The sequence below is a fragment of the Bacteroides sp. GD17 genome (genome assembly GCF_038448625.1).
GTDB lineage: Bacteria > Bacteroidota > Bacteroidia > Bacteroidales > Bacteroidaceae > Bacteroides.
The window spans coordinates 376,808-391,236 of the sequence record NZ_JBCEZS010000001.1 but is presented as its reverse complement, the minus strand read 5'-3'; the positions used below and the strand labels follow the sequence as shown (position 1 = coordinate 391,236).

Below are 14,429 nucleotides of genomic sequence, written 5' to 3'. Positions count from 1 at the left end.
ATTTAATTGGGCACACATCGCTATATACCCGTATTTTGCAATACTGTTACAAAACGGAAATCCACATCAGTAGCCGTACCAGGAAGCTGTGCACCGGTGGCATCCATTCCCAACGTAGTGTTCAAGTCCTTGCCTGCAAAGGAAAAAAGAATTTCTCCTTCCATACCCGTAGCCACGGTGATGTCCAGCGTACCTCCTGCAATAAACTGCTTGGCATTGTTAGCCATAAAGTAGCTGCCCCAGGAAAATCCTCCCCATTCGGCGGGTAAGGCATTACCTGCATCCATTGACCCCGGATCTGTGGTACCGGTCACACTGTAGCTGCCCGCTACAGCTTCCAAAGCAAGATTCTCCTTGTTGATAAGGTCAAACTGCGCCACACCATTGCCGGCAGGATCGCTAACTGCAAACGAATACTTCATCACGCCGGGAACTACACCGGTTACTTGTCCGCTTTCATCTGTCAGGAAAACAGGCGATGTGGAAAGAACGGCGGTGTAACCGCTGGCTTCGGGATCGTCTTCTCCAATAACAAAAGAGAGAGAACCTTTGTAGTCGCAAGAATACCGCTTGCCGGTTTTACTCATGAAGAGGCCGTCTATGTAATAAGTATCACCCAGCAGAGTCACTTCCAAATCACCGGAGGCAATGGTGTCCTGTTCAACAATGCTATATAATTTTCCAGCTGTAATCGGTTTTTTAGGCATGTCCTCATCAGTTTCTGACTTTTCGAGGAGTTCAGCCTGAAAGATTCCGTTCTGCAGCACCCAATCTTTGCTACCAATACGCAAGTCCCATTGATTACCGGCTTGGTCGGCAAACTTAATATTGAGCTGTTTTATTCCTTTACCCACTTTATCCGTAGTCTGTTCCACCACATCGGTGTAGACTCTTCTCTCCATGTCATACTTCCCGGACAGATCGTCCAGTGCATCCTCACTACATGCCCCAAAGAGACAAAGCATCAATAAGGCAGTCAATTGAAATATCTTTTTCATACGTATTTTCTTTTATTAGTTATGTAAGAGATTACCAGCCTTCATTCGGCGTCATATTAGGATTAAGCTCCAGTTCTTTGCGCGGAATAGGCAACAAATTATGTTTGGCCTTGAAGCCGTATGATGAGTTGGTGTATAAATATTCCGCACCTGCCACAGTAAATGCAGGAACTTCCTTTCCTTGTTCACCCATTACAGACTCAGCATCGCCCCAACGTACAAGATCCTGGAAGCGCACGCATTCCATACATAGTTCCAGACGTTTCTCCTTCTTTACATCATCAAGGGTAACATTGGAAAGTGGTGTCAAATGGGCACGTTCGCGTACCTCGTTGATGTAGGCCAATGCACTTTCCTTGTTTCCACCCATCACATGCGCCTCAGCAGCCAGCAACAATACTTCGGCATAACGCATTACACGCAAGTTAATGTATTGCAGTGCCTGAAAGTACGAGGCATCAAATATGCAATCTTCCTTTAATGCACGGTTCTTCCAGTTAAAGTAACCTTCGTGTCCTGCCAACAAGGCTCCTGCATTCAGGGTGACACCAAATTTCTCCGCCTGTTCATAGGTGCGGACGCTACCATTGAGACGATAGCCATCCTTGCCTTCCATTGCGACAAAAGCGTCATAGAGCGATTTGCGCGGATTCATGAATCCGTATGTACCGGTGGCAATCGTAGCTTGAGCTTCACCGGTAAGGGTAAACTTGTCGGTACGCCATCCCAACATAATGAATGTCATCGTCATCTGATTCCACGCCTGTTCGGAATCATTGCGCTTCTGAACTTCGAGCATAGACTCGCAACTGCCGTTGGCAGCTATATGAAGTAACTTGTCATACTCCCCTTTATACAAACTGTATTTCTTGGTGCCAATTACCTGATCCAAGATGGAAGCAGCATCGGCATATTTTTTCTGGAAAAGGTATGCCTTGCCCAACATCGCCTGCGCCACTTCTTTAGTGACACGGATGCCGGTCTCACCATCATCTGCATTCTTCTTCGAAGGCAGCACTCCGGAATTGATGGCATCGTTCAGGTCTTGTTCCACAAAGCTCCACAAATCCTCGGGGGTACTGTTTGCCTGGCGATATTCTCCCGGAGTGAGCAGATGGTCTACCTTAGGAGCGGTGCCAAACAATGTGACCAATTCAAAGTTTGCCCATGCACGGAAGAACTTGGCTTCAGCTACGGCACACTTCTTCACTTGTGTGTCAGGTTCCATCAAATCGATAATCAAGTTGGCATTATAAATGATACCATACATGCCCGAATACAATCCGGATATCATACCATGATCCGTATCAAAGGTATATTCGTTCAGGCGCTCCATATCCGGGTTATCGCCACGTCCGCCTCCACCACACCAGACATCGTCGGCCAACAGATTTTTCGTATAAAACCAGTTATAATAATTGCCTCCCCAAGAGTTATAGAGAGAAGCCAATGCTTGCATGGCATCCGCATCCGTTTTATAGAAGTCTTCCTGACTTCCCATATTACCATGTTTGGGTATATTCAACCGATCTTCACAAGCGGTAGTGAATACCATCAGCAAACCCAACAACACCATGTAAATATATCTTGTTTTCATTGTTCGTATCAATTAAAGGTTCATTAAAATTCGACATTAAATCCAAGTACGACTTTCTTGGAACATGGATAAGCTCCCTTGTCAATGCCCATACCTGCTGTAGCATTGGCTGCAGCTTCGGGGTCGAAGCCCGGATAGCTGCTAAAGGTGAAGAAGTCATCTAATGAAGCATAGACGCGCAGGTTGTTGACACTTATCTTCTTCAACAGTTGCTTCGGAATGGAGTAGCCCAACTGAATCTGTTTGATTTTAAAATAAGAGCCATCATAAACCAATGCATCGGACACACAATACTTATCCATATTCTTGGCTCCGGCACGGGGAACAGTTCCCCTCTTGTTGCTTTCCGTCCAACGATTGTCATAGAATACCTCTTTCAGCTTGTTGTAAGTCGGAATGTCGGGACGATTGATACAATTGAAGATATCATTGCCGTGAGAACCGGTTCCGAACACTGTGAGATCAAAGCCTTTCCAGGCGGCAGTCAACGTAAGTCCGTAGGTGAAGTCGGGAATGGCATCACCGATATAAGCCAAGTCGCCGTCGTTCAGGTCACCACTGCCATCCAAATCATGGAAGACAGGGTCGCCGGTTTCAGGATCCACCCCTTTGAACTTATAGCCTCGGAAGTAGTAAACCGGGAAACCTTTTTCAAAGTAGGTGATAGTGCTTGTATGAAAATTCACTCCTCCCAGACGAGTCAGCGAGGGATCAAGGTAGGTTACCTTATTCTTCAACGTAGCGAGGTTACCACGTACACTGTACTGGAAATCACCGATGTGGTCACGCCAACCTAATTCAAATTCCCAGCCCTTATTACTTACATTACCGGCATTCATGGGCGAAGTTGTACCACCGACAATGAGCGATGGAGTAGTACCCTTCACCAGCAGGTCTTTGGTTTTCTTTTCGAAATAGTCCAGGCTGAAAGTCAAACGGTCATTAAGGAAACGCGCGTCCAGACCAACATTAATCTGTTCGGAGGTTTCCCACTTCAGATTATCGTTACCCATAGAAGTAGGAGAAGCACTGGTTATATAATTGTTGCCCGGTGCAAAGGGATAAATACCTCCCAACGCCATATCGGTGCTGTATGCATAACCGCCCAATGCAGCAAGGCTACCGTTCTGTCCCCAGCTGGCACGCAATTTCAGACTGGAAACATGCTTCTTCAAAGGTTCAAAGAACTTCTCTTCTGATACAGACCAACCAACAGAAACTGCGGGGAAGTAGCCCCAACGGTTACTGGCAGGAAGCATGGAGAGGTCGGCAGCATCGGCACGCAAAGACGCCTGCAACATGTAGCGTCCGGCAAAATCATAGCCCACGCGACCAAAATAAGACATCTTGGCTGAACGGGTCTTCTCACCACCTACACCCTTGGTAGCCGAAGCCGAACCGTAATTGAGGAAATAGAACAAAGGATCATTCTTCTTCAAAGCATCTTCACCATTTGCCGATAAACTTCCGTTGACAAAATCATAGGTAGATTCCTGATAGGACATACCCACCATACCTGTCACGGTATGCATGCCAAATCTCTTCATGTAATTGGCAAAGTTCTCCCACTGATAATAGATACTGGTAGAAGAGGTGGCATTATGACTTACAAAATCGCGGCTTTGCGTCGCATTGCCATAAAACGGCAAATCGGTGTTACTCTGACGGGTACCAGAAAGTCGATATCCGAAACGTGAAGTAAACGTAAGGTCCTTGATGGGCTTGAAATCAGCATAAATAGAACCATTAACGTTGAAACCGCTGCTCTTGCCGATATTATTGTCACGCATAACCATAGGATGATAGGACTCACCGGCTGTAAACTTGGAAACGGAGTAATAATTTCCATTACCGTCTTCAAGCAGATGCTTTCCTTCTGTCAGGGCTTTCAGCATGTTAGAAGGCAATTCATCGTAAGTATAAGAAAACGGAGTAAGCGGGTCGGCTTGCAGGATGGATGCCAACATGCTACCATATTCATTGTTGGAAGATACACTGCGCACATTGTACTTCTCAATCTGGTTAGTGGTGCCCACCTTGAGCCAAGGCTTGATTTCGTATTCAGAGTTGATGGTAGCGGTCAGACGCTTATAAACATCGGCGTTACCTTTGACAATACCGTTATTATCGAGGTAGGTCAAAGAAAGATAATAGTTACCTTTCTCGCTGCCGTTGGTAAAGGATATATTGTGTTTCTGCATCTGGCTATTTCCAAACACTTCATCCGCCCAGGAAGTATTGGTCACGCCATCCCAATTCCTCAGCAGGTAATCTTCCGTATAAGTTTGTGCTTCCACCATATAGTCGATATATTGTTCGGCATTCAGCATCTTAGGAATACGGGCCAACGACTGGGTAGACCATTGGAAGTCATACGTAATCTTACCTTGTCCGCTCTTGCCTTTCTTTGTAGTGATAAGTACCACACCGTTACCGGCTTCTGCACCATAGATAGCAGCCGAAGCGGCATCCTTCAATACTTCCATGGAAGCAATGTCGTTCGGATCTATACCGCTGATATCACTCAGGCGGATACCATCCACCACGTAAAGCGGGTTAGATTCCACGTTAGACGAATAACCGCGGACACGCACCGTAGGGCTGCTGCCCGGAGCGGCCGAGGTCTGGATGACCTGTACACCGGCGGTTTTTCCTTGCAACGCTGCGGGTGCATTGCTGATGGTACGATTCTGCATATCTTCGGCTTTCACTTGCGAGATGGCACCCGTTACGGAGCTTTTCTTCTGCACACCGTAACCCACTACCACTACTTCGTCCAGCGTCTCGCTGTCTTCTTTCAGCACAATGTTCATCGCACCGGCAACGGCTTGCTTCTCCTGAGTGATATAGCCAATATAAGAATAGACAATCGTTGCCCCCTGGGATACATTCAAGGTATAGTTACCGTCAATGTCTGTAATACAACCGTTGGTGGTACCTTTCTCTACGATACTTACACCAATCATCGGTTCGTTCAGATTGTCAGTTACTTTACCTGTCACCTTCACTGTCTGGGCTTGTGCCAGACAGAAAGGAAGGCAAATCAATAGGAAGAGTGCTGTAACCATAAGCCTCTTCCGGGCTGTTTGCTTCATGATTTGTTTCATTTGGTTTAAAATTAGATTTATGTTAATGATTAAAAAGGTTTTGCAAGTTTTATATAGGGCAATAGGGACTTTCAACCTCCGGACAAGGAGGCTTATAGTCGTAAAGCATTATTTTTATTTCGTTATATGATAGTCTAACGAAATGTTTCTTTAGAAACCCCGTGTAGGAAATGCCCGCACTACCTCCAATAGTTCCTTATCGTGATTATTCTTCACCTCACAAGTATTGTTGAAAAACATGGTAGCTCCCTCTTCGGCCGTGAAAGGTTCCCACTGGGGTAAGCCCTCGGCATTGGGATTACCGGTACGGGCAAAGTTCAGCCAAGCGCTGCTCATCTTCTCGGCCAGGGCCTGCGCTTCGGCGCCGCCGCCCGTCATGGAAGCATGGAGTACGGCATTGTTGAATGCAAAAGGTATCTCCATGCAGTGAGTGCTGCGGAACATGCCGTTCAGCACGGGAGATTCCCAGGCAAACATATACATATAGACCGGAGCGCCCTGCTGCGCAGCCTTCAACTTGGCCTGTTCTACGGCACTGGGACGGAACATGAGGTCCACATCCACCAGGTCCTTAGGCTGATAACCGGGATAAGCCTTCTCAAAAGCAGCGAGGAAGTCGTTCGTGCGGTCACCGTAACGTTGTTTCAGGAGTTCCACAGCCTTTTCTTTGGTAATGGTGCGGAAAGCGGGAACGTAAGTGCTCATAGTGAACTCGTGCAACGTGGTACCTATCATCACGGGAATGTCCTTGCTCTGCGCAGGTGCCTGCGGGTCGAAAGGTTGTGCAGGCAGCACATCACCGTCCACGGTAGGAGCCCAGCCGAAGATAAAAGTAGAGATACCACCTTCTTTCTCAGCCTCGGCCTTCACCTTAGCCACTGCCTTTTCACCGGCAGCCAGCAACTGCTCGTAAGGCATCTTCTGCAGTTCGTCTATCCGGGATGCGTTCAACCCCAGTTCGTCCATCACGGCAACACCGATGCGGCGGGAGTATTTGGCCTCCATCGAACGAAGCATAGAACCGCTCTGTACGATGGCTTTCTGGTAGAGTCCCCTGGCAGACGGTGTGGCAAGCAATGTGGAGACCTTGCCGCCACCGCCCGACTGGCCGAAAATCGTGACATTCTGTGCATCGCCACCAAACGATGCTATATTCTTGTTTACCCATTGAAGTGCTGCCACAAGGTCGAGCAGACCGGCATTACCGGATTTTGCATATTTGTCGCCATAGGCAGAAAGGTCGAGAAAGCCCAGGACGTTGAGACGGTGGTTCAGTGACACAACCACTGCATCGCCCTTCTTGGCCAGGTTGAAACCGTCGTACGAAGGCAGTTCCTGTCCGCTGCCGGCAGCATAGCCGCCACCATGAAGCCACACCATGACGGGACGTTTCTTTCCGTCGGCAATGCCCGGAGTCCAGATGTTCACCCGCAGGCAGTCTTCGCCGGGAAAACCATCGTCCCAATGAAAGGCAAAAGCGTGTTCGTCGCTCTGCCAACCCGTACGTACAGCCTGAGGGCAGGTGGGCCCGAACATGCGGCTACTGCGTATACCTTCCCACTTATCCACCGGCTGGGGTGGCATGAAGCGTTCGGCTTTGGCGTATGGAATACCTTTATATATATAGATACCGTCTTGCAGATACCCTCCCACTTTACCGGATTCGGTCTCGGCGATGGCTGTCTCGGAGGAGGCGATGATTTCGCCCGATGCCTGTGCGTTGGAAACTTTCACACCCGACGTTTGCCCGCAGGAGGCAAAAAGAAGCATGGATGCAAATGCCAGCATAGATAGATGTTGCTTTTTCATGATTACATATTAGTTTAAAGATTAAAAAATACAGGTTGTTTTTCCTGTTGCAATATTACGCCGATTCTGCCGAAGGGATTGGTTGATTTGTACAAAGGGTTTGTCCAAAGGGTCAAAAGCGCTTGCCTGTATGTTCAAATGTTTGTTCTTTTGTTCAAAACATGCCGTAAAGCAAGTTATGTTCAACTTTTTATATGTATTTTCGCAAACAACTCAAAATATTTCCAATATGACCTTGTTCAAATCTAACCTCCGTACACAGTGCCGCTTGCTGTCCGTCATCCTATCCGCCATCTGCCTGTTGGCCTGCGGTGGTAAAGAATCCGTTTCCGAAAACCGATACTCCGAGATAGAAAGTCCTGTCATTGCCAACGACCTATCCAACCAGAAAGTCACCGCCATTGCCGAAGATGCCCAAGGACATATATGGATAGGTACATTCCGGGGACTGAACAAATACAACGTGCACGAATACCACCAGTACTTCTGTACCGACGACTCACTGGGACTGCCCGACAACCAAATCACCCACCTGCTGCGCGACTCCAAGAACCGGCTCTGGATTGCCACTGTGAACGGAATATGCCGATACACCAATCAGGATAATTTCAAGTTTATCCCCATCGAAGCCAACAACAAGAACGTACACCAAATCATCGAAGACCGCAAAGGACGTATCTTCATGAACACCGTATCACAACTTTATGCCTATAACCCCGAAACGGAGAGAATCACCTGCGTCCTACCCGATTTAGATCCCAACCATACGTTCTACGTACAATGCCACATCGACGCCGGCAACAACTTGTGGGTGACGACCTCCGCCGCCCTTTATCGCTACGACCCCGCTACCCTGCAACGGAAAGATTCTATCGCACTCCGCGGATATCCCTACAACTCGTACTTACACAACAACGACCTATGGATAACCGGGAACCACACCATTGCCATCTTCGATACCCGGACACGGGCCTTCAAGCAACTTCCTCCATCCATTGCCCGGCACCCCGTACTCCGCAACGCCGACATCAACTACATACACCCATACGGCAACAACGGTCTGTTGCTGAACACTGCCAAGCATGGCATGTTCTATTACAATCCGACAACCGAAAGTGTAACTGGTCAGGACGAAAACGGGTTCCCCTTCGAAATGCCCCGCTTCAAAATCAGCAAAATGTTTACCGACTCCCAGCAAAATCTGTGGATCGGCTCCGTAGACCAGGGCTACACCGTGCGCTACAACTACAAGGAACGCTTCAACAACGACAATTATCTGCGCACGGAGTTAGACAAGAAATCCGTAATATCCCTCAGTGCCGGAAGAGACAACAGATTATGGATATCCACACTCATGGACGGTATATACATATACGACACGAAGACCCGGGAAATAAAGCACATCGACCCGGAGCTGTTCTTCGCGCAGGATAAACAGAAAGACATCTACGTGAACCAATTGATGGTGGACGACAGCGACGCCATTTGGATGAGCACGACCAACAACGAGATATTAAAAGGACACTATACCCCCGACGGACAACTGAAAATAGAAGAACGATACCCTATTTTCCTGCCCATGTCCATTATGCAGTCACCCGACGGCACCATCTGGATAGGAACAGCCACCGTCAACGTCTATGCACTTCGCCCGGGCGAAAAGGAGTTCAGGCAGGTAGAGCTTTTCGAGGGTTTCACCTTCGTCCCCGGTTTAACGATGATAGACAACAGCCAACTGATGGTGGCGGGATTTTACCAGCCGCTAAAGAAAATCAACATCGGAGACTTGACTACAAGCTTGGTGGATATCTCCGAAGAAGACCAAAAAGCTTGCATCCGCCGTTCCGTATTTATCCCCACGGCCCTGCACAAAGACACCTACGGAGCTATCTGGATAGGTTCCGTCAGCAACGGCCTGATGTATTACTACCCCGACACGGGCAGGATGATACCCGTACCAGGTACCTCCTGCCTCGACATATCCGGTATCGAGGAAGACTTGCAAGGCAACCTCTGGATAAGTACACAATACGGCTTGAGCAAATATGACCGGACCACAAAGCACTTCACCAACTATTATGCAGCCGACGGCATAGGCGGAAACCAATTCTACGACCGCGCCTCCTGCCGGCTGCCCGACGGAACGCTGGTCTTCGGCGGCACGCACGGACTGACCTTCTTCAATCCCATCGACGTGCCCATCAAGCGCAACATCCCACTACTGTTCAGCGACTTGAAGATACACAACCGGCTGATACGGCCGCAGCAGAACGGGCAAACCATCAGCGAACATCTGTCCTACTCTCCCGACATACATCTGGAGCATGACGAGAACAGTTTCAGCCTCTCCTTCTCTGCCTTGGACTACAGCGAATATGACCGTGTACACTATCAATATCACCTGGAGGGCTTCGACAATTACTGGATAGATGCCCGTAATAACCACGAGGCCTATTACGCTAACCTGCCCACCGGTGAGTACGTCTTCCATGTAAAGATTACCAATAACGACAAGAGCATCATAGAAGCAGAAAACTCCATCCGCATCATAGTATATCCTGCCCCCTGGCGTACATGGTGGGCATATAGCATCTACTTCATACTGGCAACCGCCATCGTACTGCTCTTCCTGCGTGCCCTCCTGCGCATCAGGACTGAAAAGGAAGCTGCCCGGCACGCGCGGTTGGAAAAGGAACAGGAACAAAGGCTCAACCGGATGAACATGAGTTTCTTCGCCAATATTTCGCACGAGTTCCGTACACCGCTTACTATGATTTCGGGCCCTGTGACGCAGCTCTGCAACAATCCCCGGATAGAGGGCGAAGAAAAGAACCTGCTCTGCATCGTGCAACGTAGTGTAAACCGCATGCTGAAACTCGTCAACCAACTTATGGACTTCAACAAACTGGAGAACGACACCCTGCGCCTGCAAGTGAAGCGTTCCGACATCATAGCCTGCCTGCAACGCCAAGTGAGCATCTTCCAGGTGAACGCCAAAGACAAGCACATTGTACTGAACGCCTACGGGCTGGAAGACACCTTCCTAATGTGGCTGGACGAGGACAAAGTGGAGAAGATATTCGGCAACCTGATGTCCAACGCCTTGAAATTTACACCGCAAGGAGGAAAAATCAGTGTCAGCTTCGACGTCATAAGCCGCGAGCAAGCTTCACCGCTCTTCGGCCTGCAGCCGGATGACCACGCCACGCAGTACATCAAAGTATCCGTGGCCAACACCGGGCAGAACATCCCCGAAGACAAGATAGAGAAAATATTCGAACGCTATTACCAGCTGGGGAACCAGGCCGAAGGTACCTACAACTGGGGAACCGGCATCGGACTGTACTATGCCCGCAGCCTGGCCATGCTTCATCACGGACAGCTGAAAGCCCACCAGCCCGATGAAGGAGACGGTGCCGTATTCACCTTCATCCTGCCCGTGGGCGATGCCGCGTATGCCGAAGACGAACGTGCCGCCGAACCGGGCAACCAGTCAGAGGCTTTCCCGTTGACTGCTCCCTCCTGCCCTGCCGAAAAAACGGTAAAACCCGACGAAGAGCAGCCCAAGATTCTGGTCGTGGACGACGATACCGAAGTAGCCCACTACCTGCGCACACTCCTCTCCGCACACTATAAGGTGATATGCCGTTTTAATGCCGATGATGCGTTGAAAGCGATGCGTGAGGAAGCTCCCGATTTGATTCTGAGTGATGTGGTGATGCCGGGGAAAGACGGTTACCAGCTCTGCCGGGAAATAAAGGAAGACTTGCAGCTTTGCCACCTGCCAGTGATTCTGGTGACTGCCAAAGCTACTGTTGAGAACCAGGTGGAAGGACTGAATACCGGAGCCGATGCCTACGTGACCAAACCTTTCGACCCGACTTACCTGCTGGCGCTCATCAAGTCGCAGCTCAAAAACCGTGAGAAAGCACGCAGCATGCTCGGCAAGGCTACGCAGACGGACAATATAGAAGAAAACATTCTCTCCCCCCAGGATAATGTCTTTATGACCGACCTCTATCACCTGATGGAAAACGAACTTTCCAACCCGGAACTGGACGTCGCCCGAATGACGGAGCTGCTGAGAATCTCACGAACTAAATTCTACTATAAAGTAAAAGGCCTGACAGGCGAGAACCCCAGCATATTCTTCAAGACCTATAAGCTGAACCGTGCTGCCGAACTGATAGCAGAAGAAAAATATACTGTTTCGGAAATAGCAGATATGACGGGTTTCAGTACACTGTCACACTTCTCTAAGAGCTTCAAAAAGCAGTTTGGGGTGAATCCGAGCGAGTATCGCAAGTAAGGCATGAAAAAGAAAGGAAGTTCAAAATGACAGCAAAATCTATTTTGAACTTCCTTTTCCAATCTTCAATCCATACAGTACGTATCAGCGGACTTAAGGAATATTAGTAGAATCATAGACAATCATCGCACGGCCTTCGGATAATTTCCGGGCAGTGGGAGGCATCTTTATGAAATAATTGGAATAAGGTACCGATCCCTCCTGGTCTCCATTCATCAATCTCCGGGAAATACGTATCATCGTCTGAATATACGACAACGGCAAAGATGATTTCAGATAAGGGTAATGTCCACACCAGATGTCCTTAATATGCTCATCTTTCATTATCTTTTCCATGCGGCAACATGATTGGTGGAAGGTGGCAATGGGTGACATCGGTACACATTGCAACCATACCTCACCCGAACCGAACGCATCGCCGGAATAGCAGTCTCCATTAATTTTGTCCAGGAGAACCACTGAACCTGGGGTATGGCCGGGCATCCATACAACCTCTAATTTACGTCCTCCCAAATCAAACACTTGTCCTTCTTCCATGTAGAGCAATTCCCCTTTATAGTCTGCGGCATTCTGAGGTACCAATACACTGTCGGCCCGATGCATCCATACTTTGTCAAAATATCTAATACAACCTGCATGGTCAGGATGCATATGGGTAACAATCACCTCCAGCGGTTTCTGTGATATCTGTTTTACGATCTTATCCAAGCCTTCACAACGCGTACCGGTATCAATCAACGCCGCCTTCTCTTCTCCTTCTATCAAATACATAGTAGTATGGTCCCAAGTTTCAAATACCCATGTCTTTTCCTTTAATAAGGAAACTTCTACTTCTTCATTCTTGAATACAGTCTGCGCTCCTATGGCCACACAAACAAACAATAGCGCAAATATTACTAAATTTCTTTTCATACTTCTTTTTTATTATCAACTTAATATCCGGGATTCTGTTTCAGATTACTATTCACTTCCAGTTCACTCTCCGGAAATGGCAGGAATTCATCCCGATTGGGGGTCCAGCCAGCCAAAGTCTTTTCATTATCAATATAAGTTATTTTTGTCGTATAACGAGCATTGTAAATACCCTCTGCAGTAGTCAAATCATTTTCCGGATCAGGCACAATCTGGAAGGTCGGCAGTTTCTTCCCTTTATCTGCTAATGCAGTAGGGGCATCTCCCCAACGTTTCAAATCTTGGAAACGTGTACCTTCCATAGCAAGCTCCAAACGACGCTCTAATTTTATATCAGAAAGTGTCACATTACTTTTTCTGGAAAGATGTGCCCTTTCACGTACTCTCCCCAAATATTCGTCAGCACCGGCCTGGTCACCCGAAAGCAAACATGCTTCAGCCGCCATCAATAACACGTCCGCATATCTTATAACCGGAGTATTGCTCTGATTTCCACACCAATATCCTACAAATTCATCATCTGTACTTGCCAACCATTTCAAGCGGAAATAACCTTCAGAAGCATATTTATTGGTCGTTGTATTCACCGCAATATTCATGGCAATCACTTGTTCCCAAGTTTTAATCCATGTATTCAAACGATATCCGTCAACGCCCTCTTCGGCCACAAATGCATCATACAAAGACTTTGATGGATTAAAATAGCTATAGCCACTGGTTGTATTGAACTGATAGTGCATTGTTGCTTCCGGACCGGCAATAAAGCCATAACCAAATCCCCAATTAGCCAAAATACCGAACCAACCCTCCTGGGCATACATATTGGAAGGATCGTAATGGCGTACACACTCCAAAACATACTCCTTACAACCGGCAGCAGCCGGATGATAGAATGTACTGATATCACCTATTAAATCATATTTACCGGAAGATATGACTTGTTCTAGTTCATTCTTAGCATCACCATATTTCTCTTGATACAAATAAGCCTTTCCCAATAAACTTCGAGCAGCCTCTAACGTAGCACGGGTTCCCCCGTCTCTATCTTCCAGATTGGCTTTGGAGGTCAATTTTCCAGAAGTAATGGCTTCCGAAAGGTCTGCCTCAATGAATTTCCACAACTGTTCCGTAGTAGAATTAGGAACTTTATATTCTTCTGAATTTTTCAATACCCGGTCCACCAAAGGAGGTGTTCCCCACAAAGTATTCAATTCAAAATAACAAATAGCCCTGAAAAATTTGGCTTCAGCAATATTTCTTGCCTTCACGTCACTTTCGCTGGCATCAAAACGTTCAATCACCAGATTACACAAATAAATCGTAGCATACAATCTCTTGTAGTAGTTTTCCACCCAACCGTTAGTAGCCACTATTGCGCTCTCGTATATTTCCTGCGCATAAACCTGGTCCGAGCGAGCTCCACCCGAATTAAAATCATCTGCCAGAAAATTCTTCAAAAAGAAACCGTTTGCATACTGTGAGGCCTTCTCACCACGTCCGGAATAGGCATTCCGCCAAGATGCATAAACTGCAGCAATAGCAGACTCGCACTGTTCATCTGTTTTATAATAATTTTCTTCATTCTCTACACCCTTTTGGGGAATATCCAGCAAATCGACATCACATGCGGAAAATATAAATGCACACGCCAATAGTCCGGATAAGATATATTTTAGTTTCATACTTTTTTATTTTTT

The 14,429-nt window shown here is 47.6% G+C and carries 7 protein-coding genes; 1 reads left to right on the top strand and 6 read right to left on the bottom strand.

What is annotated here, in order from left to right; genetic code table 11:
- Positions 1-20: 20 nt before the first annotated feature.
- The 4 genes from AAE250_RS01300 to AAE250_RS01285 all read right to left on the bottom strand — a co-directional run bounded on the left by AAE250_RS01300 (position 21) and on the right by AAE250_RS01285 (position 7,511).
- Positions 21-998, bottom strand: coding sequence for a hypothetical protein (locus AAE250_RS01300; protein WP_294595347.1), 978 nt, complete (start codon positions 996-998; stop codon positions 21-23).
- Between the two features lie 31 nt (positions 999-1,029).
- Complete coding sequence (locus tag AAE250_RS01295; protein WP_294595348.1) at positions 1,030-2,595, bottom strand: RagB/SusD family nutrient uptake outer membrane protein; 1,566 nt, start codon at positions 2,593-2,595, stop codon at positions 1,030-1,032.
- 23 nt (positions 2,596-2,618) lie between these two features.
- The gene (locus tag AAE250_RS01290) at positions 2,619-5,702 is read right to left on the bottom strand and encodes a SusC/RagA family TonB-linked outer membrane protein (protein WP_294595350.1); all 3,084 of its coding nucleotides are present in this window, start codon (positions 5,700-5,702) and stop codon (positions 2,619-2,621) included.
- Positions 5,703-5,852: 150 nt separating this feature from the next.
- Positions 5,853-7,511, bottom strand: a complete 1,659-nt coding sequence (locus AAE250_RS01285) for a carboxylesterase/lipase family protein (protein ID WP_294595351.1) — start codon at positions 7,509-7,511, stop codon at positions 5,853-5,855.
- Between the two features lie 229 nt (positions 7,512-7,740).
- Here AAE250_RS01285 and AAE250_RS01280 point away from each other — a divergent pair, with 229 nt between their 5' ends.
- Complete coding sequence (locus tag AAE250_RS01280) at positions 7,741-11,820, top strand: hybrid sensor histidine kinase/response regulator transcription factor (protein ID WP_342288620.1); 4,080 nt, start codon at positions 7,741-7,743, stop codon at positions 11,818-11,820.
- Positions 11,821-11,913: 93 nt separating this feature from the next.
- Here AAE250_RS01280 and AAE250_RS01275 read toward each other — a convergent pair whose 3' ends face one another.
- A complete protein-coding gene (locus AAE250_RS01275) occupies positions 11,914-12,732 on the bottom strand; it encodes an MBL fold metallo-hydrolase (protein ID WP_294595355.1) in 819 nt (272 codons plus the stop codon).
- A 20-nt stretch (positions 12,733-12,752) separates the two neighbouring features.
- Positions 12,753-14,414, bottom strand: a complete 1,662-nt coding sequence (locus AAE250_RS01270; RefSeq protein WP_294595357.1) for a RagB/SusD family nutrient uptake outer membrane protein — start codon at positions 14,412-14,414, stop codon at positions 12,753-12,755.
- Positions 14,415-14,429: the final 15 nt, after the last annotated feature.